This is a genomic window from Actinospongiicola halichondriae, from assembly GCF_049103745.1.
In the GTDB taxonomy this organism is placed as follows: Bacteria; Actinomycetota; Acidimicrobiia; order Acidimicrobiales; family Salinilacustritrichaceae; genus Salinilacustrithrix; species Salinilacustrithrix halichondriae.
Window position 1 is genome coordinate 3170504 of sequence record NZ_CP171622.1, and the last position, 26321, is coordinate 3196824.

Below are 26321 nucleotides of genomic sequence, written 5' to 3' on the forward strand. Positions count from 1 at the left end.
TCAGGCCCGCGGTTCGTTCCATTCCACCCAGGCGTTCCCGGTCCGGCCGTCGCCGGACGTGACCCGGCACAGGGCGCGCGGTGATCGAGCGGCGCGGCGCTCGACGTCGACGACCTCGACCGGGGTCACCGCGACCGCCTCCAGGCCGAAGTCGAGCCCCCCGAGGCGAACGCGAGCCCGTGCGAGTACGCCGGGTTCGTGCGTGGTCTGACCAGCCTCGGTGACGGCGATCGCACTCCCGTCGAGGAATCCGATCGCAGACGAGAGGTCGCCACCGACGACGTGTGCGCTGAACCAGACACCGTCGTCGAGTCGGCCGCGCACGTCGAGCCACCGTCGGTCCCAGGTCTCCAGCACGCCCCACCGGTGGTCTCGCCAGCCGGTCCCGAGGAAGTCGACCTCGTCGTCGCCCACGAGGATCTCCCCCGACACGACGCACGGCTGCTGGTAGCCGTCGACCGCCGGATGGGCGGTGCGATCGACGGACTCCCACTCGAGGTCGAAACCGAGCGGGACGCGATCACCGAACTGCCGACCGTACATCTCCCGGACGTCGTCCACCCCGAGGCCGAACGCCTCCAGGCCGATCGTCCAGTGGTCGAATGCCGTCTCGCAGATGTGCGTCGCCCACAGGCCCGTGGTCCGGATCTCGAGATCGTCGGCCGGCACCGGGACCTCGTGGTCGAGCACGGCCACGAGCTGCCGGTCGGGTCCGGCGAGGAACGCGTGGTACCAGGCCGTCGAGGCATGCGGGAGCAGCGTCAGCCGCGCCCATCCGCCGAGGGCGCCGTCGTCGGACACGAAGTCGAACGACCACGACTCCGCCCACCGGAGTTCCGGGCCGGGTTCGTGACGTCGCTCGTCTGCAGGGCGCATCATCGATCGAGACCTGTGGGCGACGCATCGACGACGAGCGTCCCGGCGAGTCGGTCGTGGACCCCGCGTCCCGACGGGGCGAACACCGTGCTCGCCGTGATGGCCGCCGGGAGCACCCAGCCGACCAGTGGGATCGCGACCCATGCGTGCAAGAGCAGGCCTCGGAAGACCGAGCGCACGACCCCCGGCGGCCGTCCCGTGTCGACGTCGACACACTGGAGTCCGAGCACGACCTTGCCCGGCGTCCGCCCCCACCATGCTGTCGGGGCGACTTCGATGGCGACGAGCACGAGCGCCGTGATCACCGCGAGTCGGGTGCCGTCGGGGGTGACGGCCGAGAGCGGCTTCTGGGCGAACACGTCGCCGCCGAGCAACCGGCCGTCGATCTCGATGGCCGCCACTGCGAGGACCCAGCCGGCGACGACCAGGTCGACGACACGGGCCCCGACACGACGGCCACGCGGCGCGGGCGTGTGCGGGACCGAAGGCGTCATCGGACAAGGCTGGACCGCTCGACCCGGCCACGTCCAGCCGCGACCCGTCGCGGACACCGATCGAGATGGGGCGTTTCGTCGTGCCACCATGACCGCGGTGAAGTTCCTCTCGTCCGACTGGATCGATGCGCTCGACGCTGCCGCCCGCCGTCGGCAGGCACCCGACGACGATCCGTTGGCGACCGTGCAACTCTCGATCGATCAGGTGGTCGTCGACGGACCGACCTGGCGCTTGTCGGTCGACTGCGGCTCACTTCGGGTCGAGTCGTCGCCCGACGGTGAACCCGATGTCCGTCTGACCTCGGACCGCGAGACCGCGGCCTCCATCGCCTCAGGACAGCGGCCGGCCCTCGACGCCTTCATCGCCGGCGACCTCCGACTGGGAGGCGACGTTCGCGTCCTGCTCGAACATCGCGCCGCGCTCGAGACGCTCGGCGACCTCTTCGCGGGGATCCGACCCGAGACCGAATTCGACTGACCCACCGCGGCGGGCCAGGTACGCCCGGGCCTCGACCTCGGTGCACCGGTGGTGAGCGACAAGCCCCGAGACGATGGTGTCGACGTAGTCGCCTGACGGGAGCGTGGCGGGAGGTCGCGGTGTCTCGCTCGACGTGAAGGTGAAGGCACGACGCCGGTCGGGCGACTCGACGCCGATGACGAGGCCATAGCGGCCCGGGAACACGGCGGTCGAGGCGCCCACCTCCGACGGGAGGTCGGCGTCCGAGGCAGCGTCGACCGACCGACCGTTCTCGCTCGCAAGCACGTGGAGGAACTGGTCTTCGCTGATCCGCCACGCGACCGCGAGCGTCTCCGCCCCGCCGGCGGTGGGATCGACGAACGCGGTGCCACCGCCACTCCAGATCGACGACTCGTGCGCGAAGAAGAGTTCGTGCGGGATCGTCAGGGGACGGGCTTCGACGGGTCGGGTCGGGTCGACACAACGGTCGAGGTACCGCTGGAACCTGGTCGCCGACAGGTTCGACCCGTACGCCACGTACCAGACACTGCGGTCGGCCATGCCCCATCATGTCTGCTGCGTGGCACAGCCGGGGCGCCTAGCGTTGCCGTGTGCCCGAGATGCCCGAGGTCCAGGCCCACGCCGAGCGACTCGACGACGCGTTCGCCGGCGCCCGACTCGAACGCTTCACGCCCCTCGCGTTCACGGCGCTCAAGACCTTCGACCCCGACCCCGCGGTGACGCACGGCGAGATCCTGCAATCGGTGCGACGTCGCGGCAAGGCGCTGCTGTTGCACTTCCCCTCGGCCACCCACGTCGTGCACCTCATGCAGGGTGGGCGTCTCAAACCGGACGAGAAGCAGTCGGCGAAGCCCCGGAACGGCCAGGCGCGCTGGCGCTTCGACGACGGGCGAGCCCTCCTGCTCACCGAGGCCGGCAGTGAGCGGAAGGCGGGCGTGTGGGTCGTGTCGGGCGACCCGGACCATCACCCACCACTGTCGCAGCTCGGTCCGGACGCCACCGAGGTCGACGTCGACCAGATGGCGGGTCTCGCTGCAGCGGAGAACACCCGGGTCCACGGATTCCTGCGGGACCAGCGGCGGATCGCCGGACTCGGCCGTCGACTCGCCAACGAGGTCTGCCACCGCGCCCGGCTGTCACCCTTCGCCATGACCGGTTCGCTCGATCGAGACGAGATCGAGCGACTGGTCGACGCCATCGCTGCCTGCGCCGAAGAGGGCCTGGCATTCGAACGCGGCCGCGACGACATGTCCTCGTCCAAGGACCGACCCGGCGCCGTACACCATCAGACAGGACAGCCCTGCCCAGTCTGCGGCGACGGCGTCCGAGAAGTCGCCTACAACCACTACACCGTCCACTACTGCGCCCACTGCCAGACCGGCGACAAGGTCCTCGCCGACAACACCACCTCGAAGTTCTTGAAATGATCCTCCGGGCCCGCCGATTCGTCCGATATCCAGTACTCTGCGCACCGGGCAGCCCCGCCACAGATCGCCACCGATGCACGATCACCAACACGACCCGCCGAGAGGCGCGACGCCCGATGTCGACGGGGCTGAGGACCGCTACGAGCTGATCGCACGTGGATCCCATGACGGCATCTGGGACCTCGACCTGCGCAGCGGCGAGATGTACGTCTCGGACCGCTGGCTCGAACTGGCAGGCGACGGGGTGGTGCCGCCCACGGTCGAGGGCTGGCTCGACCGGATCCACCCCGACGACCGCTCGCTGGCCGAGGAGGCCACCGCAGCGCACCTGGCCCGCGCCACCGACCACCTCGAGATCGAGGTCCGACTCATCGTCGGCGACGCCGACAGCGACACCGACGGCCACTCCCTGCGATGGGTACTGATCCGTGGACTCGCCGACGACAACGAACCGCCACAGCGGATCGCAGGATCGATCACCGACACGTCCGATGCACACAAGGCCGAGGTCACCCTCCGACAACAGGCTCTCCACGATCCGCTGACCGGTCTCCCCAACCGCACCTTCCTGCGCGAAGAACTCAACCGCCACCTCGCACTCGGCCGACGGCACCCCGACTCCCGAGTCGCGCTCCTCTTCCTCGACCTCGTGGGGTTCAAGGCAGTGAACGACCACTTCGGCCACGATGCCGGGGACGAGATCCTGCGTGTGATCGGCCGACGACTCCGCTTCGCGACCCGCCCGGAGGACCTCCCGGCACGTCTCGGCGGCGACGAGTTCGTGGTCGCGATGGCTGGCCTGGACGACACGGAGTCGGCGCTCCAGGTGGCGGAGCGACTGGTCGAACTCCTCCAGAAGCCGATCACCGTGCACGATCACGACCACGTGATCCGACCGAGCGCCGGTCTGGTCGTGACCGCGGACCAGCGGTGGACGCCCGAGTCGCTGATCCGCGAGGCCGACACGGCCATGTACCGAGCCAAACGGCGTGGCTCTGAACGCGTCGAGGTCCATGTCCTCGCGCAGCCCGACCGTTCCGGGAACGAGCGCAACGCTGCGTCGCTCGAAGCCGCGGCGCGAGAAGGTCGGCTGTTGATGCACTACCAGCCGATCGTGATGCCCGAGAGCGGGCTCATCACCGGGTACGAGGCCCTGCTCCGTTGGCGTCGGCCGGGCCGCGGTGTCGTGTCGATCTACGACAACGATGTCGACATCGTTCCGCAACTCGACCGCTTCCTGAGCCGGTGGGCACTGGAGCACGCCATCGACGACGCCGCTGCGGCCATCACGCGAGGCTGCGATGTCCCGACGCTCGCGGTCAACATCAGCCGGACGCATCTCGTCGACCCCGACCTCGCACCCACGATTCGGACGAAGCTGGCGAGCCACTCGCTCGATCCCGAGTGGCTCCGCTTGGAGATCGGCGCGACCGCGACCGACGGTCTCGACATGACCGTGCTCGAGCCGATCCGTCGACTCGGGGTCCGCCTCCATCTCGACGGCTTCGGCAACGAGGGGGCATCGCTCCGTCGCCTGCACGCTGTCGACCCCGTCGCGGTCAAGATCGACCGACGCATCATCAGCGCGATGCTCGACGACGTGGCGGCGCTGCGGCTCGTCCGTGCGATCTGCGCCGCCGCCATCGCCTCCGACATCCTGGTCGTCGCCAGCGGGGTGGAGCTGCAAGCCACCGCGAACATCCTCGGCGACGTGGGCTGCACGCTTGCGCAGGGTTCGCTCTACGGCGCTCCCGACTCGCCCAACGCCGCGTTCCGGAAGTCGACCGAGTTCGGCCGCTCGACGTCGGTCTCTGCTGCTCTGCTCTGACGGTCAGGCCTCGTCGGGCGCGCTCGGCGCTCCGAGCTCCTTCAAGAGCGCTTCGAGCCGCGCCGTCGTGGACTCGGTCAGTGCGATCAGGCGAGCCCGGACCGAGGCTGCGTCGTCGTGCGAAGTGCGCTCGAGGAGATGTGTGTAGCCGCGGATGCTCGCGAGCGAGTTCACGAGATCGTGGATGCGCGCCTCGGTCTCGTCGATGGTGGAGTGGCCGTAGCGCCGACGCACGCCCACCTCGTGTTGCACGCTGACCCAGAAGGTCCCGGTGGCGTCGTCGAAACGACGGACCCAGGCGTCGCAGTCGACGAAGCGCCCGTCACTTCGCCTGAGCTGCGCCCGTCCCGTCCACTCCGGCTCACGATCGAGGATCGCGGCGATCTCCGCGACCGGATCGTCGGAGTTGCCGACGAGCATCGCGATGGATGCACCCTCGAGCTCCCACACCTCCCGTTGACACATCCGAGCGAACGCCGAGTTCGCCTGGAGGATGATGCCACTGTCGTCGGTGATCAGGACGCCATCGGAGACAACGCCGAGGACCGCCGATGACACGGCGCTCGGCACCCAGGAGAACATGGCCGACGGCGCCTCGTCTTCCGTTGGATTCAGCGTGCCCGGCTCAGCCACCGAACGTGTCCGGATCGGTGATCCCGACACGTGAGTTCGTGATGGAGTCGTCGCCGAACATCGACGCCACCTCGTCGAGCTCGTGAGTCGGGACGTGCGAAGGCGTACCAGCGAGGATCCCGACGACGTTGCGGTATGGCGCCCGGAGGTGCAGACCCTCCCCGTCGATCGAGTACTCGTGGATACGGGTGTCATGGGGCGATCCCCGCATCTTGAGGACGGCAAGTCCGCGACGGATCTCGCCGAACATCTCCACGTAGCGGAGCACCAGATCGAGGAGCACGACGTCGAAGACGCGATCCTCGGCCAACTCGAGCGCCTCGGCCATCGACATGGCCTTGGTCACGACGTAGGTCTGGTCTGGCTCGTCGGGGTGCCCGGCAACGAGCATCGCCTCGATCATCGAACCGATGTCGGCGTCGTCGTCGACCACGAGGATCTCGGTGTCGCCGCCGGCACCACGCCATCGGCCTCGTCGGGGGGAGTTCACTCTTCGATTGTGAAGCCTGTGCGGTTTGCGCACATGACGTGATCAGGTGTTGACGATGACCATTCGTGTCAACACCCGATTTGCTCCGAATGGACCTCAGAGCGGAGGGTCAGATCAGGCCGAGGCCCTTGACCGTCTCCATCTCGTCGACCAGTTCCTGGGCTGACCCATCGATGCGGGCCCGGGAGAACTCGTCGATCTCGAGGCCCTGGACGACGGAGTACTCGCCGCCGGAGGTGGTGCACGGGAAGCTCGAGATGATGCCCTCGGGGACCCCGTAGGAGCCGTCGGAGGGAATGCCCATTGACACCCAGTCACCCTGGGGGGTGCCTGCAAACCAGTCGTGGACATGGTCGATCGCCGCGTTCGCCGCCGATGCTGCCGAGGAGGAGCCGCGGGCGTCGATGATCGCAGCGCCGCGCTTCTGCACGGTGGGGATGAAGTCGTTCTCGAGCCAGTTCTGGTCACCGCCGGCGGCGTCGAAGCCGACCTGGCTGCCGACCTGGGCGTGGAAGATGTCGGGGTACTGCGTCGCCGAGTGGTTGCCCCAGATGGTCATCTTCGTGATGTCGTTGACGCTGGCATCGGCCTTGGCTGCCAACTGGGCGATGGCACGGTTGTGGTCGAGGCGGGTCATCGCGGTGAACCGCTCGTTGGGCACGTCGGGCGCCGAGTGCATGGCGATGAGCGCATTCGTGTTCGCGGGGTTGCCCACGACGAGGACCTTGAGGTCGTCGGCGGCGTGGTCGTTCAGCGCCTTGCCCTGGACCGTGAAGATGCCGCCGTTGGCCTGGAGGAGGTCGGCGCGCTCCATGCCCGCCTTGCGGGGCATCGAGCCGACGAGGAGGGCGACCTGCGCCCCCTCGAACGCCACGTTGGCGTCGTCGGAGGTCGAGTACCCGCTGAGCAGGGGGAACGCGCAGTCGTCGAGCTCCATGCAGACACCCTCGAGGGCACCCATGGCCGGCGTGATCTCGAGCAGGCTGAGGTGCACCGGCTGGTCGGGGCCGAGCAGCGCACCACTGGCGATGCGGAAGAGGAGCGAGTAGCCGATCTGGCCGGCGGCACCGGTCACAGCGACCTTTACGGGAGCAGCAGTCATGCCGTTGACCCTAGGTCTTCGATGCGTGCCATGAGGAACCGCCGGTCGGCCCCGTTGGGGCCGCAAGCCAGCGCCTGCCGGTACGCCGCGAGCGCATCGCCCCGGCGCTCGAGCCGACGCAGGAGATCGGCACGCGCGGCGTGGAACAGGTGCCATTGGTCGACGCCCTCGACGGTGTCGAGCACGGCGAGTCCAGCCTCGGGACCGACGGCCTCGGCCACCGCTGCGGCCCGATTCACCCGGACGACCGGGGTCGGCTGGAGCTGCTCGAGGATCCCGTACAGCTCGGCGATCTGGGGCCAGTCGGTCGCCTCGTTCGACGCCGCCAGCCCATGCAGGCAGGCGATGGCCGCCTGCACCTGGTAGGGCCCGACCTCCCGACGGCGGAGCGTCCCCTCGACGATCGCTGCGGCCTCGGCGATCGCGTCGTGATCCCATCGGCGCCGGTCCTGGTCGCCCAGGAGCACGATGTCGCCGGCGTCGTCCAGCCTGGCGGCGCGACGAGCATGGGTCGCCAGCATCAGCGCCAGCAGCCCCTGACACTCGGGGACGTCGGGCATGAGGTCGACGAGGAGACGACCCAGTCGGATCGCCTCGTCGCCGAGGTCGACGCGGACCGGGCTCGCCGCCGTCGACGAATGGTGCGCCTCGGTGAAGACGACGTAGACGACGGCGAGGACCGCCGGCAGCCGGTCAGGGAGTTCGTGGTCTGCAGGAACGCGGTACGGGATGTTGGCTGCCGCGATCTTGCGCTTCGCCCGCACGATCCGTTGGGCCATCGTCGGTTCTGCCACCAGGAACGCGGCGGCGACCTCGGCCGTGGTGAGCCCGCACAGCGTGCGCAACGCCAGCGCCACCCGTGCTTCGGGATGGAGGGCGGGATGGCAACAGGTGAAGACCAGTCGCAGGAGGTCGTCGCTCACCACCGAGGCGTGGGGCGGTTCGGGGTCATCGTCCGCGAGCAGGACCATGGCTGCCTCCTCCTTCGGACCGCGCCGTCCCTCACGCCGGAGACGGTCGAGCGCGGCGTTGTGCGCGGTGGTGGTCAGCCAGGCACCCGGTCGATCGGGGACACCGGCGGCCGGCCACCGTTCGATGGCCTTGACCATGGCGTCCTGGACGGCGTCCTCGGCCAGATCGAGACTGCCGAGTCGCCGAGCGAGGGTCGCGAGAACCGCTCGACCCTCGACTCGGACGATCTCAGCGAGCTCGGTGGGGCTCCGATCCAGCTCAGCTCTCCTCGGAGAAGTCGATGCAGGGACGGACCTCGACCCGTCCGTGCCATGCGCCGGGGATCTGGCGGGCCCACTCCAGCGCCTCGTCGAGGTCGTCGCACTGCAGGAGGTAGAAGCCGCCGAGCGCCTCCTTGGTCTCGGCGAAGGGGCCGTCGGTGGCGACCATGTCGCCACCCTTGCCACCCTCGACCTTGATGGTCGTGGCCGTTGCCGTGGGCTGGAGCGCCTCGCCCCCCATCATCACGCCGGCCGCGCCGGCCTTCTCGCCGAACTCGCCGTAGTCGGCCATGATCTCCGCCCACTCCTCGGTGCCGGGCTGCTCGTACTGCTTGGAGGCGTCGTCGTAGATGAGGGCTGCGTAGAGGGGCATGGTGATTCTCCCGTGTTCGGTGGACACGGCCACTGGTCGGGCCGTCACAGGAACGACGAACCAGCTCCCCCCGGATCGACACCCCCACCCGAAAAACCTACCCACCCCCGAAAATTTCGTCAGCGGCTCAGGACGTTGCTGAGCAAATGACGCAATTTCGGGGGTGTGGGCGCGGAAGAGGCGGGGGACCCGCTCGTCCCCCGCCTCTTCCGATACTTCCTCTATCGGCTCAGAGCTGCATCGACTTGATCTCGAGGAACTCCTCGAAGCCGTGCTCGCCGTACTCACGGCCGTAGCCGGACTGCTTGTAGCCACCGAAGGGGGCGTTGGCGTTGAACGCTCCCTGGTTGACCTCGATCTGGCCGGTCCGGATCTGGCGAGCGACCGCGATCGCACGGTCCTTGTCGGCACCCTGGACGCCACCGGAGAGGCCGTACGGCGAGTCGTTGGCGATCTGGATCGCCTCTTCCTCGGTGTCGTACGGGAGGATCGACAGCACCGGGCCGAAGATCTCCTCCTGGGCGATGGTCATGTCGTTGGTGACCTCGGAGAACACCGTGGGCCGCACGTAGTAGCCGTCGGGGTTGACACCCTCAGGCTTCTCGGGACCACCGGTGACGAGCTTGGCGCCCTCCTCGATGCCCTTGCGGACGTACTCGTTGACCCGGTCGACCTGGGCACGGCTGGCGAGCGGGCCGAGCATGGCGCCCTCGGCGAAGGGGTCGGTCGGCTGGAACATCGTCTCGACGACGCCGGCGGCGATCTCCTCGGCCTGGCCCATGCGGTCGCGGGGGACGAGCATGCGGGTGAGCGCGATGCAGGTCTGACCGGAGTTGATGTAGCACTTCTGGATGCCGTCGGCGACGGCGGCCTGGAAGCCGGCATCGTCGAGGTCGTCGAGGAGGATGTTGGCCGACTTGCCACCGAGCTCGAGGGCGACACGCTTGACGCCGGCGGCGGCGGCTGCGGCCACCTTCTTGCCGGCGTTGGTCGATCCGGTGAAGCTCACCATGTCGATCTCGGGGTGGGCCGACATGGCCTCGCCGACGATCTGACCGACACCGGGCACGAGGTTGAAGACACCCGCGGGGACGCCGACGTCGTGCATGACCTCGGCGAGGATGAACGCATCGAGCGGGGCGACCTCGCTCGGCTTGAGGACCACGGTGCAGCCCGCGGCCATCGCGAACGCCACCTTGGCGGCGATCTGGTGGAGCGGGTAGTTCCACGGCGTGATACAGCCGACGACGCCGACCGGCTCCTTGATCACGAGGCTGTTGCCGAGCTCGGACTCGTACTGGTAGCTCTCGGCCAGCTTGCCCGCCTCGGTGAACGAGTTGATCGGGAGCCCGGCCTGGACGATCTGGCTCAGCCACTTCGGCATGCCGGCTTCCCGGGTCACCACGGTGGCGATCTCGTCCATGCGAGCCGCGAGGCCCTCACCGATCTGCGTGCAGACCTTGCCGCGCTCCTCGGGCGACTTGGCGGCCCAGCCGTCGAACGCCGCGCGGGCGGCCTTGGCCGCCTTGTCGAGGTCGTCGGCGGTGCCGGAGGGAATCGTGCCGATGACCGACCCGTCGGTCGAGTCGAACACCTCGATGGTGTCGGTGCCGGTCGATGCGATCCAGGCACCGTCCACGTAGATCTTGTCGTGAGCAGTCACGTCTCGTTCCCCCTGTGGGCGAGTCTTGTCGGTGGGCTTCCGGCAACACTCGTTGCCGCGATAACGGACGCTATCGGGGCCGGGACGACGACGCCACCGCGTCCGCCCGGACGGACCCGTATGGTCCCCCCATGGCTCCGCGCCGAGGCCCGCTCCGCCTGGTTGTCCCCTCGCCCGATGGCACGCGGGTCCTCGCACGCCCCAACGGTCTCGCGGGGTGGGCCCTCCCCCAGATCGCCGTCGACCTGCCCTTCGGCGGATGGGACGACGCCGGACGTGCGGCAGCCGCGGCCGCGATCGGCACGACGATCGAGCCCGTGGAGTCGATCGGCGACGGTGCGTGGGTCGTGCAGGCCGAGCGCGTCGGCGCCGCCGGCACCACCTGGATCTCGTCTGCCGAGGTCGAGCGCCTCGGCACCGACGCGACCCTGGCCCGGGAGTGGTTCACCCGCCAGGAATCCGATGGAGGGTTAGGTTCCGATCGATGACCTCGTCGCTCGTCCCCATCCTCGACGGACTCGCCTTCGCCGAGGGGCCGCGCTGGCACGAGGGGCGGCTGTGGTTCTCGGACATGCACGCCCGGTCGGTCCAGGCGCTCGAACCCGCGACCGGCGACGTCGAGATCATCGTCGAGGTCGACGGCCAACCGTCCGGGCTGGGCTGGCGGCCCGACGGGACGTTGCTGATCGTCTCGATGCTCGACCGGCAACTCCTCGCCCTGGTCGACGGCGACCTGCGCGAGGTCGCCGACCTGTCGGCGGTGACCACGAGCCACTGCAACGACATGGTCGTCGACGGTGGCGGCAACGCCTACATCGGGAACTTCGGCTTCGACCTCCACGATCCCGAGGCCGACCAGTGCACGACCACGCTCGCGCTGGTGACCGTCGATGGCGAGGTCCGCGTCGTCGCCGACGACCTCTTCTTCCCCAACGGAGCCGTCATCACGCCCGACGGGTCGACGCTGGTCGTGGGCGAGTCGTTCGGCGGCGGTCTGACCGCGTTCGACGTCGAGCCCGACGGGTCGCTCTCGGGGCGACGCGAGTGGGCACGTGTCCGCGGCGCGGTGCCCGACGGGATCTGCCTCGACCGCGACGGGGCGATCTGGATGGCATCGCCGATCAGCCACCAGGTCCTGCGCGTGGCCGAGGGCGGCGAGGTGTTGGACGAGATCCGCACCAGCGACGAGCGCCAGCCGTTCGCCTGCATGCTCGGAGGAGCCGACGGAACGACGTTGTTCGTCTGCACCGCCATCGACAGCGATCCCGAGTCCTGCCGACGACAGATGGCCGGACGCATCGAATCGGTCGAGGTCGACGTCCCCGGAGCGGGCCGCCCCTGAGATCGACGCCCCGGTCCGGGGCGTCGAGACACTGGGATACGCTCCGCTGCCGATATGGCTTCCTCACCAAAGATCATCTACACGCTCACCGACGAGGCGCCTGCGCTGGCGACCCGGTCGTTGCTGCCCATCATCGAGACGTTCGCAGGGGCCGCCGGCGTTGCCGTCGAGACCCGCGACATCTCCCTCGCGGGGCGGATCATCGCCGCCTTCAGCGATCTGCTGCCGCCCGCCCAGCAGACCGACGACGCGCTCGCAGAACTCGGCGCGCTGACCCAGTCGCCGGACGCCAACATCATCAAGCTCCCCAACATCAGCGCCTCGGTCCCCCAGATCAAGGCCGCCGTGGCCGAGCTCCAGGCAGCGGGCTACGCCATCCCCGACTACCCCGAAGACCCCCAGAGCGACGACGAGCGCGACGCCCGCGCCCGCTTCGATTCGGTCAAGGGCAGCGCGGTCAACCCGGTGCTCCGTGAGGGCAACTCCGACCGGCGCGCACCCGCCGCGGTGAAGGCCTACGCCCGCAAGTACCCCCACTCGATGGGCGCGTGGTCATCCGATTCGAAGACCCACGTCGCGACGATGGGCGAGGGCGACTTCCAGGCGACCGAGACCTCGGTGACCGTCGACGCGGCCGACGACGTCCGCATCGAGCACGTCGCGTCCGACGGCACGGTGACGGTCCTGAAGGCGTCGACTCCGCTCGAGGCCGGCGAGATCATCGACGCGTCCGTGATGCGTCGGGCTGCGCTGGTCGAGTTCCTCGAGGAACAGGTCGCCGACGCACGCGAGACCGGCGTGCTCTTCTCACTCCACCTCAAGGCCACGATGATGAAGGTCTCGGACCCCATCATCTTCGGCCACGCCGTCCGGGTCTTCTTCTCCGACCTCTTCGCTCAGAACGCCGAGTTGTTCGCCGAGTTGGGCATCAGCCCCAACGACGGGATGGCCAGCCTCGAGACCGCCATCGCGTCGCTCTCCGACGACCAGCAGGCCGCCATCAAGGAACAGATCACCGCGGCCTACGAGACCGGCCCGGCCCTCGCCATGGTCGACTCGGACCGGGGCATCACCAACCTGCACGTGCCGTCCGACGTCATCATCGACGCGTCGATGCCGGCGATGATCCGCACGTCGGGCCAGATGTGGAACGCAGCTGGTGAGCAGCAGGACGCGAAGACGGTGATCCCCGACTCGAGCTACGCGCCGCTCTACGACGAGACGATCCGCTTCTGCCAGGAGCACGGGGCGTTCGACCCCACCACGATGGGCACCACGCCGAACGTCGGGCTCATGGCGAAGAAGGCCGAGGAGTACGGCAGCCACGACAAGACGTTCGAGATCGCCGGCGCCGGCGCCGTGCGGGTCGTCGATCAGTCGGGAACGACGCTGCTCGAGCACTCGGTCGAGGCCGGCGACATCTGGCGCATGTGCCAGACCAAGGATGCCCCGGTCCGCGACTGGGTGAAGCTCGCCGTGACCCGGGCCCGTGCCACGGGCTGGCCGGCGATCTTCTGGCTCGACGAGAACCGCGCCCACGACGCGCAGGTCATCGCCAAGGTCCGCGATGAACTCCCGAACCAGGACACCGACGGCCTCACCATCGAGATCATGGACGTCGCGGCCGCCACCCGCTACACGCTCGGCCGCGCCAAGGCAGGCGAGAACACGATCTCGGTGACCGGCAACGTCCTGCGCGACTACCTGACCGACCTCTTCCCGATCCTCGAGCTCGGGACCAGCGCCAAGATGCTGTCGATCGTCCCGCTCATGAAGGGCGGCGGGCTGTTCGAGACCGGCGCCGGCGGATCGGCCCCGAAGCACGTCCAGCAGTTCGAGAAGGAGAACCATCTCCGGTGGGACTCACTGGGTGAGTTCCTGGCCCTCGCCGTCTCGCTCGAGCACCTCGCCACCGTGACCGGCAACAAGCGGGCCCAGGTCCTGGCCGACACCCTCGACGCCGCCACCGAGCGCTTCCTCGACGAAGGCCGCTCGCCGTCGCGGAAGGTCAACGAACTCGACAACCGTGGCAGCCACTACTACCTCGCCCGCTACTGGGCCGAGGCGTGCGCAGCCCAGAGCGACGACGCCGCGCTGGCGGCGTCGATGGCGCCACTGGCCCAGGCGTTGGTCGACGGCGAAGAGGCCATCGTGGCCGAGTTGATCGAGGTGCAGGGCCAGCCGATGGACATCGGCGGGTACTACTACCCCGACCCCGCGCTCGCCGATGCTGCGATGCGCCCGAGCGCCACCCTCGCAGCGGCGCTCGGCACCGTCGGCTGACCGGCCCCAGCGGGCTCCGGAAGCGACGACCGACGTCGCAATCGGAAAAACGAGTACAAACCAGAAAATAATGACAATCGGTGGTTGTGAGGCTACATTGCGTGACTGGCACGTCCGTGTGGACGCGCCCGTTCATCACAGCCCTCATCGTCACCAAGGCGGATTCTCATGCGACGTTCATCGACGTTGAACCCCGGACACCCGGGATCCATCCGATTGCGAGCACTGGCGGCACTCGCCGTCCTCGCAGCCACGCTCGTCGTGCTCCCGGCCACTGCCGGCGCCGACACGTCCCAGGGCGGCGACGCCTCGGCCTACGGGCTCGAAGTCGCTCCCGTGATCCCCCCGACGCCGGCGCAGTCAGCCTCCTTGGGCGACGAAGACGCCGACGCCACCGAGACTCTCGTCGAGGTTCCCGCCGCTCCCCTCGCCCTCAGCGGCACCGCCACGGCCACCGCCGCCGTCCACAAGGAGAGCGACCTCGCCTCCAACCTCCTCGTGAACTCGCAGGGTGTCGACGGCCCGTACAACGCCGTCGCCTTCGGTGAGATCGAGGGCGCCGACGTGCTCGTCGACGTCATCGACGTGGGCGTCAGCCTCGTCAGCGCCGACGCCGTCCGCGCTGAAGCGGTTGCCGTGTGCACCGGCGACGTCGTCACCTACTCGGCCAACTCCGAGATCGTGAACCTCGACATCGCTGGTACGGACCTCCCGCTCGACAGCCCGCTCAGCGACATCCTCGACGCGGTCACCGACCTTCTCGAGACGACCACGCTCAACCAGATCGTCTCGGTCGAGCGCAACGTCGTCACCGAGAGCGAGAACGGCATCGCCGTCGACGCCCTCCGGGTCAACGTCCTCGACGTCGCCGACACGCCGATCTCGGTCGTCCTCGGTCACGCCGAGCTCAGCGACGTCACCTGCGGCCCGGACGCCGCCACCCCGCAGTGCAGCGACGGTGCCGACAACGACGACGACGGTTTCACCGACGCCGAAGACCCCAACTGTCACACCGACGGCAACCCGTACAACCCGGACAGCTACGACCCCGAGGACGACGACGAGTCCGGCCCCATCCCCGAGTGCGTGGATGGCGTGGACAACGACGACGACCAGGTCAGCGACATGGACGACCCGGGCTGCCACACCGACGGTGACCCGAAGAACCCCGCTTCGTTCGACCCGAGCGACGACAGCGAGGCCGAGACCGCTCAGCCCCGCACCGACGCACCGCTCCCCCGCACCGGTGGCGACGTGCCGCTGGCCGGCGCAATGCTGGTCGGGCTGGCCGGCGTCGGCGCCCTGCATCTGATGCGGCGCCGCAGCATCGTCTGAACGACGTGAACTGAGTACGAGGAGGGCCGGGGCGAATCGCCCCGGCCCTCTTCGCGTCCGGGCTCGCCTCGTGGCTCAGCGCAGCGGCGTGTAGCCCGGCACCTCGCTGTGGGGCGTGTCGAGGTAGACCTTCGCCTCCGGCGGCGCACCGAAGCGGCCGTGGCTCCACCGGACCTCGACGTGGCCCTCGACGGCCTGCTCCGTGTCCGATGCCCGGTTCCGGACGTGGGCGCACCAACGGACCTGCGGCTGGCCGACGTTGTCGGCCTCGATGTCGAACGACCGCAGCTCGTGATCCTGCCGCCAGTCCCACGGCGTGTCGATCCGCAGGCGCATGCGGTCGTCACGATTGACCCCGACGACGAAGTACGGCGCCGCAGCGAGCCGGAGGAGGCGCCACAGCAACTGCTCCTGCACCGGACGGGTCCGTGCCGCCGCTCGCCACCGGTCGGCGGAACGAACGCTCACGGCACGACACAGATCGCGGTAGGGCTCGTCGACGCCGTCGGGCCAGCGGCGTCCGACCGCGCGGAGCGCGTCTCGGAGGCGACGGCGGTCGTCCCGGTCGGCGCACGCTGGGTCCGCAGGGAACCGGCAACCGACCGCGTCCGCCGCCGCGGCCGCGAGGCGACGATGCTCGTCGGGTGCGACGACGTCGTACCAGTCGACGCGTTCGTGCCCGTCCGAGTGCGACAGCAGCCGATCGAACACCCGCGAGGGCGCGGCGTTGTGGAGGACCTTGGACGAGTACTTGCACGACACCAGGTAGACCCGGTCGATACGCAGGTCGGCGGGGATCACCTGGTCACCCGGCGGGCGGCGGCCACCGGTCCACTCGATTCGTCGCGGTCGACGGCCGTCGAGCGCCTCGGGGTGGGCGGCGAACGCGACACCGTTGGCGAACGCATCGGCGGCGAGCTTCGCCAGCGCAGGATCGTGCAGACCACGGGTCAGTTGGTCCCATGCCGCGTCGTCGACCACCAACTCCTCCGGACGCTGGAGGACGGCCCAGTCGACCGTGCCGTGCCCCAGGCAACCCAGGGCGGTGGCGAGTTCGGTGATGGCGGTCTTGTCGTCGGCCATTCGCCGGGGGTCAGCGGACGTGCAGGTCGCGCAGGATCTCGACCGACGCCGGGTCGGTCAGCTCGACCGCTGCTGCGATGGTCGACGAGGGCACCGCAGCCAGGGCCTTGGCCTGGACGGAGTTGCGGACCGGGAGCTCGGTGGTGAGGACCACGACCGACTCGTCGGTGTCGGCCACGACCGACGCCTGACCGATCGTTCGCCAGAGCACGTCGGAACGACGGAGCCCCGACGGCGACGGCGTGAAGGCGCCGGCCACGGCGACCAGCCAACGTGACCCGTCGGAACCGGTGGCTCGGAAGTCGAAGGCCACGCCCCGGTCGCGCACGGCGGTCTTGGCGTCGTCGATGTCGGTGAACCCGGCCAACTCCAGGACGCGGCGAGCGACGTCGGTGGCCTTGCGGCCGGCCGAGACCAAGGCATCGATCGGCGCGTCCGGCGGCGTCGTGACCTTCGTGGGCGGCACGACGACCGGGGTCGCTGCGCCGTTGGCCATCTCGGCAGCGATGCGGGCCTCGGCGCCGGCGATGTAGTCGGGATCGGTGTCGAAGCCGACGTAGTGCCGACCCGAGCGGACAGCGGCGACGGCGGTGGTCCCGGCGCCCATGAACGGATCGAGCACCAGGTCGTCGGCGTAGGTGTAGAGATCGATGAGCCGGGCGGGGAGTTCGACCGGGAACGGCGCCGGGTGGTTGACGCGCTTGGCGCTCTCGGGAGCGAACTCCCAGACATCGAGGGTCGCGTCGAGGAAGTCGTCGACCGTCATCGACCCCTGGCTCGGCATGCCGGCCTTGGCGCGGGTCCTGGCGTCGACGGCGCGGTCGAAACGGCCCTTCGATGCGACGATCACCCGCTCGGTGACATCACGCAACACCGGGTTGCCGGGGCGCTGGAAGCTCCCCCAGGCGCACGAGCCGCCGGCACCCTTGCCCTTCTGCCAGATGATCTCGCCTCGCAGCAGCAGGCCGAGGTCCTCGAGGATGGCGATGACGTCGGACGACAGCGACCGGTAGGGCTTGCGGCCGAGGTTGGCGACGTTGACCGCGATCCGACCGCCGGGTTCGAGCTTGCGGACGCACTCGGCGAAGACGTTGCGCAGCATCTCGATGTACTCGAGGTAGTCGGCGGGGATGCCGCCCTCGCCCAGGGCTTCTTCATACGCCTTCCCGGCGAAGTAGGGCGGCGAGGTCACCACCAGCGCGACCGACCCGTCGGCGATGTCGCCGTGGGTGTCCATGTCGCGGGCGTCGCCGAGCCAGATCTGATCGAGCGCCTTGGGCGGATGGACCTCGTCGTCGGTCGAGATGACCGGCGGCACGAATCGGTCGTAGAAGCCGCTCGCATCGTGGCTCTCGCGCTTGCCGACCCCGAAGTTCGACGTCGCGGTCCCGCGACTCTCGCTCCGGGGATCGGTGGATTCCATGGACGAATCCTACGCGGCCCCCTCTGACAGGAATCCCAATCCACCGGTTCTGGTGAACAGATGCGACCACCAGGTGACGTGAGCGTTCACCAGAACGGTGGGTGGGAGCGGTCGGGTCCGGAGTCAGCGGCGGGTCAGCGGGGGTCAGTGGGGGTCAGCGGGCGAGGCCGAGGCGGCGGACGAGATCGAGGGCCGCCACCGAGCGGTTCATCGTGTAGAGGTGCAGGCCCGGGGCGCCCCCGGCGAGCAGGTCGGCCGAGAGGTCGGTGCAGACGTCGGTCCCGAGGAGCCGGACGGCCTTGGGGTCACCGTCGACGGCCAGACAACGCTCCCACAGCGAGTCGGGGATGGTGGTGTCGTTGAGCTCGGACATCCGGCGCATCGAGTGGACGTTGATGAACAGCATGATGCCGGGGATCACGGGGGTGTCGCAGCCGAGCGCCGCGAGTTCGTCGACCATCCGCAGGTACGGGTCCGCCGTCCACACGAACTGTGTGACCCCGAAATCGGCCATGGCCAGCTTCTCGGCGAGGTACCGCCGGTCGGTCTCGATCGACGGCGAACGCGGGTGCTTCTCGGGGTGCGCGGCCACACCGACGGAGAAGTTGCCCGGATGGTCACGCACGACCTGGATCAGCTCTGCTGCGTGGGCGAAGTCGCCACCGGGGTCGGTGCCGTCCTGGGGCGGATCGCCCCCGAGCGCCAGGATGTTGTGGACGCCGCCGGCGGCATAGGCATCGAGCAGGTCGTTGATCTCGGCCTTGGAATGCCCCACGCACGTGAGGTGGGCCATGGTCGGGAACTCGTGATCGCGGTTGAACTGGATGACGACGTCGCGGGTGCGCTCTCGGGTCGACCCCAGCGCGCCGTAGGTCACCGAGGTGAACGACGGATGCACGACAGCGAGCTCGTCGAGCACGCCGATGAGCTGCTTCTCGGCGTCGTCGTCCTTGGGGGGCGAGAACTCGAACGAGACGGTCGGAGCGCCGCCGAGGAGTTCGACGATGCGGGTCATGCGCCTGCCGCCAGGTTCGCTTCGGCAGCGGCAACGGTGTTGCGGAGCAACATGGCCACGGTCGTCGGTCCCACGCCACCGAGGCGGGGCGTGACCCACGACGCCACGTCGGCGACACCCTCGTCGACGTCGGGCAGGAGTCGACGGCCTTCCCACGACAGTCCGCCGGAGACGACCACGGCCCCGGGCTTGACCATGTCGGGAGTGACGATGGAGGGCGAGCCCACGGCGGCGATGACGACATCGGCCCGGCGGGTGTGTGCCGCCAGGTCGGGCACCGCCGAGTGCACCACGGTGACCGCGGCGTTCGCGCCCGGTCCCTTCAGCGTGAGGAGCAACGACAGCGGGCGTCCGAGCGTGGGCCCCCGACCGACGATGACCACGTCCTTGCCCTGCAGGTCGATCCCGTAGTGGACGAACATCGCCCGGATGCCCGCCGGCGTGCACGGCACGGGGCCGTCCTGCTGGAGCACCAGGCGCCCGAGGTTCTCCGGGTGGAGGCCGTCGGCGTCCTTGGCGGGGTCCATGCGGTTGATGGCGGCGTCGAAGTCGAATCCGTCGGCGACCGGGTACTGCACGATGTAGGCGTCGACCGCCGGGTCGGCGTTGAGTCGGTCGACGGCGTCGAGCAGCGCCCGTGGGTCCTCGTCGGCGCCGATGTGCACGTCGGTGCTGACGATGCCAAGGTCAGCGCAGGTCTCGTGCTTCTTGCGGACGTAGCCGGCGCTCGCCTCGTCGTCACCGACGAGGATCGTGCCGAGCCCCACCGACTTGCCCTGTCGACCGAGTGTCTCGACACGCGTGCGCACGTCGTCGAGGACCGCTTCCGCCACGGGGCCACCAGCGAGGAGTTGCGCGCTCATGACCCGCATTCTCGCGGATCGGACACTCCGGACCCGACTGCGTTGGCCTCAGAAGACCCAGCCGGCGAAGGGCGTCGGGAGCCGGAGCGCGGTGTCGAGCGCGTCGAGCAACGACGCCGGCCCGGAGAGCGTGTCGGTCAGTGCCAGACCCGAAGCCGGGCGCACACCCATCCAGAGGCGCGTGAAGGCATTGACCGAGGCGTCGAGGACCGGGAGCGCCGGGTCGAGTCCCTCCGCCAGCGTGGACGACTCGCCCAACTGCAGGGTGTAGTCGCCCCCGATCCCCGGCCACGGCGCACCGTCGAGCGACGCCAACGGATCGGTCAGTCGCAGACCGAGCGAAACCGGAGGCGCCACGAGGTGCGTCGCCTCGACGCAGGCGCGCAGGTCGAGGATGCGGAACTGCTGCTCGGCCACGGCGTCATGGGTGACGATCGAGCCGCCGGCGAGACCGACGGCTCGGCGCTGTCGCATCGGGGTCCGCAACAGGTCCTGGAGTTGGAGCTCGGGCGGCTCGGCGAAGACGGTCACGAGGTTCACCTGGTCGCCGAGGCCGCGGATGAGGCCGAGCAGTGCGAGCAGGTCCTGCGGCGTCTCGTAGACCAGCCACTCGATCTCGTAGGGCCCGTACTCGCCCTTGGCGGCGCCGAGCAGGTAGCTGGTGAGGCGACCGTCGGCGTTCCGGTAGCCCAGTGCGACCGGCTTGTCGGTCCAGCGGAACTCGGACGCCACGGTCAGGGGCTGATCGAGGACCACCGAACCGTGACCACGGTGCCGGCGCACCAACAGCGCATGCATCTCGTCCGCGTCGTCGGCGGTGAGCCGCACCGGCGGTTGCGACGGAACGGGCACCGTCATGGTCGTCGGGTCGAAGACCATCCGGTGCTCGTAGACGCCGGTGCCGAACCCGAACCGGTCGTAGAAGCCCTGGTCGAACATACCCAGCGCGGCGACCGCGGCGCCGTCGGCCGCACCCGCTGCCAGCGACTCGGCCATCAACGCCGACGCCAGACCCTGTCGCCGACCGACGTGGCTCGTGGTGACGGCGGCGATCACGCACAGCGGGACGTCGTCGGCCAGGTGTCGGATGACGCCCGAGCTGCGGGTGACCGCACATTCCGCCTCGCCGGCGATGTCGGCGACCAGGGTCGTCTCGACGTCGAGGAAGTCGCGCAACCCGCGGGCCTCGTCGGCTTCGTCCGGGTCGATCCACCCGACCTCGCGCCAGATGCGGGTGACCGCGTCGAGATCGCGGTCACGTTCATAGGGACGGCCCACGGGCATCACCCGAGTCTGCCCAACCCCAGCCTGTTCTCGTAGACGATTACCGACACCGGTGTCGTGATCGGTCTACAAGAACGCCTCAATGAAGGAAGTGGCGTTCTCCGGTGAAGACCATGGCGACGCCGAGCTCGTCGGCGGTGGCGATGCAGGCGTCGTCGCGGACCGAGCCGCCCGGCTGGATGATGACCGCCACGCCAGCGGCCGCAGCGGCCTCGATGCCGTCGGGGAAGGGGTAGAAGGCATCGGAGGCACAGGCGCCACCCTCGGCCCGTCCTGCGGCCTTCTCGGCGGCGATCTGACCGGCCTCGACACGGTTCTGCTGACCCGCCCCGATGCCCCAGGCCGTCCCGTCCTTGGCGAGCACGATCGAGTTCGACTTCACCCATCCACAGACCCGCCACGCGAACGCGGCGTCGGCCAACTCGGCCTCGGTCGGCTGACGCTTCGTGACCACCTGCCAGTCGGCGGGCGCCGAGGCGAAGTGGTGCGGGCTCTGCACGAGCCAGGTGTCGTTGAGTTGGCGAATCGCCCGCGGGCCGGCACCGGGAGCCGGCAGCGTGAGCAGGCGGGTGTTCTTGCGCTTGGCGATCAGGGCGTCGATGACGCCGTCGTCGTAGCCGGGTGCGATGACCACGTCGGCCTGGGCGGCCTCGACCATCTCGTCGACGGTGGCGGTGTCGATCGGCTGCGACGTGGCGACGATGCCACCGAAGGCCGAGCGGGGATCGCAGGCGAACGCGTTGCGGTAGGCCTCGGCGAGGGTGTCACCCACCGCGGCGCCGCACGGGTTGGCGTGCTTGATGATGGCGACGGCGGGCTTGCCCGACTGCGCAGCGAGGTCGTGGGCCAGGTTCCAGGCCGCGTCGGAGTCGAAGATGTTGAGGTAGCTGAGCGCCAGACCCGAGTGCTGATCGATCTGGTCCCACACGCTGGTGACGCCCCGCTGGCGATAGCGGGCACCCTCCTGGTGCGGGTTCTCGCCGTAGCGCAGGACCTGCTCGTCGCGCTCGAGCGCGAGGTGGATCGTGGGCGGGAGCTCGGTGGCTTCCGGATCGGTCTCGTCGAACCACGACACCACGGCGGCGTCGTAGCCGGCGGTGTGCGCGAAGGCCTTGCGGGCCAACCGGCGGCGGGTGGCAGCGCCGATGGCACCGTCGGCGACGATCTCGGCGAGCACGGGTTCGTAGTCGACAGGGTCGACGACGATGCCCACGTGGGCGTGGTTCTTGGCCGCAGCCCGTACCATGGCCGGTCCGCCGATGTCGATCAGGTCGATCCCGGCGTCGAGCTTTCGGCCGCCGGCATCGCCCGCAGCCTCCGCGTCACCGAAGGGGTACAGGTTCGACACCACGAGGGCAAAGGGCTCGATCTCGTACTTCTCGAGGTCGACCTGGTGCTCGGGGTCGGTCGGGTCGGCCAGGATCCCGCCGTGGATCTTCGGGTGGAGGGTGGCGACCCGGTGTCCGAGGATGGCGGGGTAGCCGGTGACCGACTCGGTGTCCTCCACCGCGATGCCGGCATCACGGATGGTGGCGGCCGTCCCGCCGCTCGACACCAGGCTCCAGCCGGCGTCGGCGAGCCCCTTCGCGAGATCGACCACACCGGTCTTGTCGTACACGGACAGGAATGCCCTCATCGGGTCTCCTCAGCAACTTGGCGGTCGAGCGGTCGGACGGGGTCGAGCAGCTCGGGATGGGCGAGCACGGCGCGGATGGTGTCGGGGTAGAGGCGTCGTTCGACGACCTTGATGCGTTCCTGCAGCGTCTCGGCGGTGTCGCCGTCGAGGATCGGGACGGCCTCCTGGGCGAGGATCGGTCCGGCGTCCATCTCCAACGTCGCCACGTGGATCGTGCAACCGGTGACCTTGACGCCGTACTCGAGGGCGGCCTCGACGGCGTGCCAACCCTTGAACGCCGGGAGCAACGCCGGGTGGGTGTTGAGGATCCGGAAGGGATAGGCGTCGTGGATCGCCTGCCCGAAGACGGTGCCGTAGCCCGCCATCACGACGAGATCGACGCCTGCGTCCTGGAGGATCGCGGCGGCCTCGGCCGTGTAGCCCTCGCGATCGAACGACGCTCCGAACGACGTCCGCTCGTGGACGACGTGGGCCACGCCGTGGCGTTCCGCGACCTCGGTGGCCCGGCACGGCCGGTCGACCATCACCACGTCGACCGGGATCCCGTCGCTGAGGATCGCGTCGAGCAATGTGCCGCTGCCGGAGGCGAGGACGCCGACACGCGAAGGTCCTGTCTCGGACGGTTCGGGCTCCTGCATCGGGGTCGGAAGCTAGCAGTCCCCCATCAGCCCGGAAACCGGGCGACTACCCGCAGTCGCCGGCTGCCGACCCGGACTCGTCGCGCCAGCAGACACGCTCGGTGGCGTCGCTCTCGGCGAGGTGGCGGGCGAAGCAGTTGTCCCGTCCCTCCAGGCCCCAGCCGTCGCAGGCGGCCAGCGCGTCGGCGGCGTTGTCGTATCCCGGTCGGAGGATCACCCAGAACCCGTCGCGGAGCGATGCCCACTCGCTGCCGCGCACGATGACCGCGTCGGGGACGGTGGATCGAACGGTCTCGAACGATCGGGCGAGCGCAACCCCGCCAGCCGACGAGGGCACCGACGACACCTGTGCGACCCACCCCTCGGCCAGGTCGTCGGGCGTCCGGATGGGGAGGTCGTCGGGCTCCGGGGCCGGCGGTGCGACCACCGTGGGGGCCGGGGACGGCTGCTCGACGACCGTTGCCGGCGTCGTCGACGACGTGCTCGCAGCGGTCACCCCTGGTGCGACCGGGAGCAGCGAGGTGTCCTCCGCCACGGTCGTCGTGGTCACGGTGGTCATCGTCTGCTCGCTCCCGAGCACCTCGGGGCCCGACACGGCGGGCGATTCGTCGAGGACCAGGACGGCGGCCACCACGACCACGAACAACGCGACAGCGGACACCGCCATCGGCACGACCGGCAGTCGGTCGATCCACGTCGCTTCGCGTCGGGGGATCTCGGGCCCGGCCTCACGGATCGGGATGGACCACGGCGGATCGTCGTGCGGATGTTCCATGACTCCCCCATGGTGACAGCACGGGTCAGGAAAGTGGTGGGTCCTCACACCCGGCAGTACCTCCACCGGACCCCGCCGGCGAGTCCGACACCTTGGTCGCGACGTAGCCCGCTCCCGGGTCGTCGGTGGAGACGAGCCGGACCACGGCCCGAGCGATCGCATCGGCCTCGGCGTCGCGGAACGCATCGGTGGCCAGGAGCGCATCCTCCTCGGGATCCGACAGGAACGCCGCCTCGGTCAGCACCGCCGGGACCGTCTCGGTCCGCCGGAGGACCCCGTAGAAGTCGTCGCCGGTCCGCAGGGACTGGCGGGCGCGGGCGCCGGGGTCGTCCCCCACGGCCCAGTCGTTCCCGAAAGGCGTGAAGGCCGCTTGGAGCTCCTCCCACAACAGCCCGGCCAGGCGCTTCGACTCCGGGGCATCGAGTTGGTGATAGAGCTCGCTCCCGGGGTTCGGCCCCGATCCGAGCGGGGCCGCGTTGTGGTGGATCGACACGAACGCGATCGGCTGCAACGCCAGTGCGATCGCCGCTCGGGTCTGCAGCGTGACGCGCTGGTCCCCGGGGCGGGTCATGACCACGGTGGCGCCGAGTGCGCGGAGGCGACTGGCCGTCCGGTTGGCGATGTCGAGGTTGACGTCGCGCTCGGTCTGCCCGGACGGCCCCACCGCCCCGGGCTCCGAACCGCCGTGGCCGGGGTCGAGCACCACATGCGCGCCACGCACCGGCACGCCGTCGACCACCGCTGTGACCGCGCAGGGGGTCAGGACCTCCCACGCACCCGGGGAGCCGCCGACCACCGGGAGCACCAGACCGGTTGCGGTCTCGACGGCAGGCACGTCGGTTCGGTCGGGAAGCGGTGGGAAGACCGACGGGACGGTCGTGGTCGTCGTCGCCGGCGGAGCCACGTCGCCAGCGTCGTCGTCACCCCGGTCCGGATCGCCGATCGGCGGACGACGTGCGGCAGCGTCGGCGGACGAGTCGGTGTCCACCGACAGCGCGGCCAGCACGCCGACTGCGCACAGGACCACGGCGTACCAGAAGATCCAGCGTTCCCTCACTCCCCCCAGCATGGCGCTCATCCCAACGGTGGGTCCTGGCACCCGCCGGAGCCTCCGCCGCCGCCGGGGTCCGACGACGACTCGAGCGCAGGGATGAAGCCCGACCCGGGGTCGTCGGTGCTCACGAAGCGGATGATCGCAGTCGCGATCGCCGTTGCTTCGCTCTCGCGGAATCCCTCGGTGTCCAACAAGGCCTCCTCGGCCGGGTTGGACAGGTACGCCGACTCGCTGAGCACCGCCGGCACTCCTTGCGATCGGCGCAGGATCCCGTAGAAGTCGTCGCCGTCGTTCATCGAACGCCGGGCATGCGCTCCCGAGTCGCCGCCGACGACCCAGTCGGTCCCGTAGGGCGACAACTTCGCCAGCAACTCCTCGTAGACGAGACCCGCCAAACGCTTCGAGTCGTCCGACGCGAGGTGGTGGTAGGTCTCGGTGCCCGGGGTGGTCGACTTCCGCGACGCACCCGAGTTGTGGTGGATCGAGACGAACACCGACGGTTGGAGGGCGACCGCCAGCGAGGCCCGGGTGTCGATCGTGACCCGCACGTCGGTCGAGCGGGTGAGGACCACCACCGCGCCACGCTGTTCGAGCAGGCGCTTGGCCCGCAGCGCGACGTCGAGGTTGACGTCCTCCTCACGGACACCTCCGGGCCCGATGGCTCCGGTCTCGCTCCCGCCGTGCCCCGGATCGAGCACGACGTGGGCGCCGGCGATCGGTTGCCCGTCGACCTCGACTTCGTTGGCGCACGGTGTCTGGACCAGCCAGGCACCGTCCGACCCGCCGACGACGGGGAGAACGAAGCCGTTGCCGGTCACCACGGCCGGTGTTCCGTCGACCTCCGGGACCGGCCCGAAGACGTCGGGACCGGTGGACTCTGCCGTGGTCGAGGTCGCCACCGGGGTCGGGTCTGGATCACCTCCTCGCGAAACGAGGAGGACGATCGACCCGACCAGCCCGATCGCGAGTCCGAGGCGGAGCAGCCGCTGGTTCA

25 protein-coding genes are annotated in these 26321 nt (G+C 69.7%); 7 read left to right on the forward strand and 18 right to left on the reverse strand.

From position 1 onward, the window contains the following. Both AB8619_RS15615 and AB8619_RS15620 read right to left on the reverse strand, forming a co-directional pair. Window positions 1–879, reverse strand: coding sequence for a DUF7064 domain-containing protein (locus AB8619_RS15615; RefSeq protein WP_436793559.1), 879 nt, complete (start codon window positions 877–879; stop codon window positions 1–3). Continuing rightward, window positions 876–1370: an RDD family protein gene (locus AB8619_RS15620; RefSeq protein ID WP_436793560.1), complete on the reverse strand. Its 495-nt coding sequence runs from the start codon at window positions 1368–1370 to the stop codon at window positions 876–878. Before AB8619_RS15620 ends, AB8619_RS15615 begins: the two co-directional genes overlap by 4 nt. A gap of 88 nt (window positions 1371–1458) precedes the next feature. Here AB8619_RS15620 and AB8619_RS15625 point away from each other — a divergent pair, with 88 nt between their 5' ends. The 3 genes from AB8619_RS15625 to AB8619_RS15635 all read left to right on the forward strand — a co-directional run bounded on the left by AB8619_RS15625 (window position 1459) and on the right by AB8619_RS15635 (window position 5103). After that, on the forward strand, window positions 1459–1848 hold the full coding sequence (locus AB8619_RS15625) for an SCP2 sterol-binding domain-containing protein (RefSeq protein WP_436793561.1): 390 nt from the start codon (window positions 1459–1461) through the stop codon (window positions 1846–1848). A gap of 599 nt (window positions 1849–2447) precedes the next feature. Then, on the forward strand, window positions 2448–3275 hold the full coding sequence (locus tag AB8619_RS15630; protein ID WP_436796395.1) for a DNA-formamidopyrimidine glycosylase family protein: 828 nt from the start codon (window positions 2448–2450) through the stop codon (window positions 3273–3275). A 73-nt stretch (window positions 3276–3348) separates the two neighbouring features. Continuing rightward, on the forward strand, window positions 3349–5103 hold the full coding sequence (locus AB8619_RS15635; protein ID WP_436793562.1) for a putative bifunctional diguanylate cyclase/phosphodiesterase: 1755 nt from the start codon (window positions 3349–3351) through the stop codon (window positions 5101–5103). A 3-nt stretch (window positions 5104–5106) separates the two neighbouring features. Here the strand turns inward: AB8619_RS15635 and AB8619_RS15640 are convergent, their stop codons facing one another. From AB8619_RS15640 to AB8619_RS15665, 6 genes are all read right to left on the reverse strand, one after another. After that, a complete protein-coding gene (locus tag AB8619_RS15640) occupies window positions 5107–5736 on the reverse strand; it encodes a PAS domain-containing protein (protein ID WP_436793563.1) in 630 nt (209 codons plus the stop codon). Beyond that, window positions 5729–6226 carry a hypothetical protein gene (locus tag AB8619_RS15645; RefSeq protein ID WP_436793564.1) on the reverse strand — a complete coding sequence of 166 codons (498 nt, stop codon included), beginning with the start codon at window positions 6224–6226 and terminating at the stop codon, window positions 5729–5731. The genes AB8619_RS15640 and AB8619_RS15645 overlap by 8 nt, the downstream gene beginning before the upstream one ends. Window positions 6227–6335: 109 nt before the next feature. Further along, a complete protein-coding gene (locus tag AB8619_RS15650; protein ID WP_436793565.1) occupies window positions 6336–7328 on the reverse strand; it encodes a malate dehydrogenase in 993 nt (330 codons plus the stop codon). After that, window positions 7325–8557: an RNA polymerase sigma factor gene (locus AB8619_RS15655; RefSeq protein WP_436796396.1), complete on the reverse strand. Its 1233-nt coding sequence runs from the start codon at window positions 8555–8557 to the stop codon at window positions 7325–7327. Before AB8619_RS15655 ends, AB8619_RS15650 begins: the two co-directional genes overlap by 4 nt. Window position 8558: 1 nt before the next feature. Then, a complete protein-coding gene (locus tag AB8619_RS15660; RefSeq protein WP_436793566.1) occupies window positions 8559–8933 on the reverse strand; it encodes a YciI family protein in 375 nt (124 codons plus the stop codon). 229 nt (window positions 8934–9162) lie between these two features. Continuing rightward, window positions 9163–10596 carry an aldehyde dehydrogenase family protein gene (locus AB8619_RS15665; protein ID WP_436793567.1) on the reverse strand — a complete coding sequence of 478 codons (1434 nt, stop codon included), beginning with the start codon at window positions 10594–10596 and terminating at the stop codon, window positions 9163–9165. A 131-nt stretch (window positions 10597–10727) separates the two neighbouring features. Between AB8619_RS15665 and AB8619_RS15670 the strand changes: the two genes are divergently transcribed. The 4 genes from AB8619_RS15670 (at window position 10728) to AB8619_RS15685 (ending at window position 15556) form a co-directional block, all read left to right on the forward strand. Continuing rightward, window positions 10728–11084, forward strand: a complete 357-nt coding sequence (locus AB8619_RS15670; protein WP_436793568.1) for a hypothetical protein — start codon at window positions 10728–10730, stop codon at window positions 11082–11084. Further along, window positions 11081–11938: an SMP-30/gluconolactonase/LRE family protein gene (locus AB8619_RS15675; RefSeq protein WP_436793569.1), complete on the forward strand. Its 858-nt coding sequence runs from the start codon at window positions 11081–11083 to the stop codon at window positions 11936–11938. Before AB8619_RS15670 ends, AB8619_RS15675 begins: the two co-directional genes overlap by 4 nt. Window positions 11939–11992: 54 nt before the next feature. Further along, window positions 11993–14221 (forward strand): NADP-dependent isocitrate dehydrogenase, encoded by a 2229-nt coding sequence (locus tag AB8619_RS15680; RefSeq protein ID WP_436793570.1) that lies wholly within the window; start codon window positions 11993–11995, stop codon window positions 14219–14221. A gap of 168 nt (window positions 14222–14389) precedes the next feature. Next, on the forward strand, window positions 14390–15556 hold the full coding sequence (locus tag AB8619_RS15685; protein WP_436793571.1) for a hypothetical protein: 1167 nt from the start codon (window positions 14390–14392) through the stop codon (window positions 15554–15556). Between the two features lie 75 nt (window positions 15557–15631). Here the strand turns inward: AB8619_RS15685 and AB8619_RS15690 are convergent, their stop codons facing one another. The 10 genes from AB8619_RS15690 to AB8619_RS15735 form a co-directional block, all read right to left on the reverse strand. Continuing rightward, complete coding sequence (locus AB8619_RS15690) at window positions 15632–16639, reverse strand: hypothetical protein (protein ID WP_436793572.1); 1008 nt, start codon at window positions 16637–16639, stop codon at window positions 15632–15634. 10 nt (window positions 16640–16649) lie between these two features. After that, window positions 16650–18062 (reverse strand): DNA-methyltransferase, encoded by a 1413-nt coding sequence (locus AB8619_RS15695; RefSeq protein WP_436793573.1) that lies wholly within the window; start codon window positions 18060–18062, stop codon window positions 16650–16652. Window positions 18063–18216: 154 nt separating this feature from the next. Continuing rightward, entirely contained in the window at window positions 18217–19077 is an 861-nt protein-coding gene (locus AB8619_RS15700; RefSeq protein ID WP_436793574.1) for a methylenetetrahydrofolate reductase, read from the reverse strand. Continuing rightward, window positions 19074–19940 (reverse strand): bifunctional 5,10-methylenetetrahydrofolate dehydrogenase/5,10-methenyltetrahydrofolate cyclohydrolase, encoded by an 867-nt coding sequence (locus AB8619_RS15705; protein ID WP_436793575.1) that lies wholly within the window; start codon window positions 19938–19940, stop codon window positions 19074–19076. Before AB8619_RS15705 ends, AB8619_RS15700 begins: the two co-directional genes overlap by 4 nt. Before the next feature lie 48 nt (window positions 19941–19988). Continuing rightward, on the reverse strand, window positions 19989–21224 hold the full coding sequence (locus AB8619_RS15710; RefSeq protein WP_436793576.1) for a GNAT family N-acetyltransferase: 1236 nt from the start codon (window positions 21222–21224) through the stop codon (window positions 19989–19991). Between the two features lie 79 nt (window positions 21225–21303). Next, window positions 21304–22860: a bifunctional phosphoribosylaminoimidazolecarboxamide formyltransferase/IMP cyclohydrolase gene (gene purH, locus AB8619_RS15715; protein ID WP_436793577.1), complete on the reverse strand. Its 1557-nt coding sequence runs from the start codon at window positions 22858–22860 to the stop codon at window positions 21304–21306. Beyond that, entirely contained in the window at window positions 22857–23498 is a 642-nt protein-coding gene (gene purN, locus AB8619_RS15720; protein ID WP_436793578.1) for a phosphoribosylglycinamide formyltransferase, read from the reverse strand. The genes purH and purN overlap by 4 nt, the downstream gene beginning before the upstream one ends. Before the next feature lie 46 nt (window positions 23499–23544). Beyond that, complete coding sequence (locus AB8619_RS15725) at window positions 23545–24273, reverse strand: hypothetical protein (RefSeq protein WP_436793579.1); 729 nt, start codon at window positions 24271–24273, stop codon at window positions 23545–23547. 25 nt (window positions 24274–24298) lie between these two features. Continuing rightward, window positions 24299–25330: an N-acetylmuramoyl-L-alanine amidase family protein gene (locus tag AB8619_RS15730; RefSeq protein ID WP_436793580.1), complete on the reverse strand. Its 1032-nt coding sequence runs from the start codon at window positions 25328–25330 to the stop codon at window positions 24299–24301. Window positions 25331–25347: 17 nt separating this feature from the next. Further along, window positions 25348–26226 carry an N-acetylmuramoyl-L-alanine amidase family protein gene (locus tag AB8619_RS15735; RefSeq protein WP_436793581.1) on the reverse strand — a complete coding sequence of 293 codons (879 nt, stop codon included), beginning with the start codon at window positions 26224–26226 and terminating at the stop codon, window positions 25348–25350. Window positions 26227–26321: the final 95 nt, after the last annotated feature.

Coding starts and splice junctions, on each gene's coding strand:
- purN (WP_436793578.1), bottom strand. CDS start 23,498: ATGCAGGAGCCCGAACCGTCCGAGACAGGACCTTCGCGTGTCGGCGTC.
- AB8619_RS15660 (WP_436793566.1), bottom strand. CDS start 8,933: ATGCCCCTCTACGCAGCCCTCATCTACGACGACGCCTCCAAGCAGTAC.
- AB8619_RS15710 (WP_436793576.1), bottom strand. CDS start 21,224: ATGCCCGTGGGCCGTCCCTATGAACGTGACCGCGATCTCGACGCGGTC.
- AB8619_RS15725 (WP_436793579.1), bottom strand. CDS start 24,273: ATGGAACATCCGCACGACGATCCGCCGTGGTCCATCCCGATCCGTGAG.
- AB8619_RS15700 (WP_436793574.1), bottom strand. CDS start 19,077: ATGACCCGCATCGTCGAACTCCTCGGCGGCGCTCCGACCGTCTCGTTC.
- AB8619_RS15635 (WP_436793562.1), top strand. CDS start 3,349: ATGCACGATCACCAACACGACCCGCCGAGAGGCGCGACGCCCGATGTC.
- AB8619_RS15690 (WP_436793572.1), bottom strand. CDS start 16,639: ATGGCCGACGACAAGACCGCCATCACCGAACTCGCCACCGCCCTGGGT.
- AB8619_RS15615 (WP_436793559.1), bottom strand. CDS start 879: ATGATGCGCCCTGCAGACGAGCGACGTCACGAACCCGGCCCGGAACTC.
- AB8619_RS15680 (WP_436793570.1), top strand. CDS start 11,993: ATGGCTTCCTCACCAAAGATCATCTACACGCTCACCGACGAGGCGCCT.
- AB8619_RS15695 (WP_436793573.1), bottom strand. CDS start 18,062: ATGGAATCCACCGATCCCCGGAGCGAGAGTCGCGGGACCGCGACGTCG.
- AB8619_RS15705 (WP_436793575.1), bottom strand. CDS start 19,940: ATGAGCGCGCAACTCCTCGCTGGTGGCCCCGTGGCGGAAGCGGTCCTC.
- purH (WP_436793577.1), bottom strand. CDS start 22,860: ATGAGGGCATTCCTGTCCGTGTACGACAAGACCGGTGTGGTCGATCTC.
- AB8619_RS15630 (WP_436796395.1), top strand. CDS start 2,448: ATGCCCGAGGTCCAGGCCCACGCCGAGCGACTCGACGACGCGTTCGCC.
- AB8619_RS15685 (WP_436793571.1), top strand. CDS start 14,390: ATGCGACGTTCATCGACGTTGAACCCCGGACACCCGGGATCCATCCGA.
- AB8619_RS15670 (WP_436793568.1), top strand. CDS start 10,728: ATGGCTCCGCGCCGAGGCCCGCTCCGCCTGGTTGTCCCCTCGCCCGAT.
- AB8619_RS15625 (WP_436793561.1), top strand. CDS start 1,459: ATGACCGCGGTGAAGTTCCTCTCGTCCGACTGGATCGATGCGCTCGAC.
- AB8619_RS15675 (WP_436793569.1), top strand. CDS start 11,081: ATGACCTCGTCGCTCGTCCCCATCCTCGACGGACTCGCCTTCGCCGAG.
- AB8619_RS15650 (WP_436793565.1), bottom strand. CDS start 7,328: ATGACTGCTGCTCCCGTAAAGGTCGCTGTGACCGGTGCCGCCGGCCAG.
- AB8619_RS15620 (WP_436793560.1), bottom strand. CDS start 1,370: ATGACGCCTTCGGTCCCGCACACGCCCGCGCCGCGTGGCCGTCGTGTC.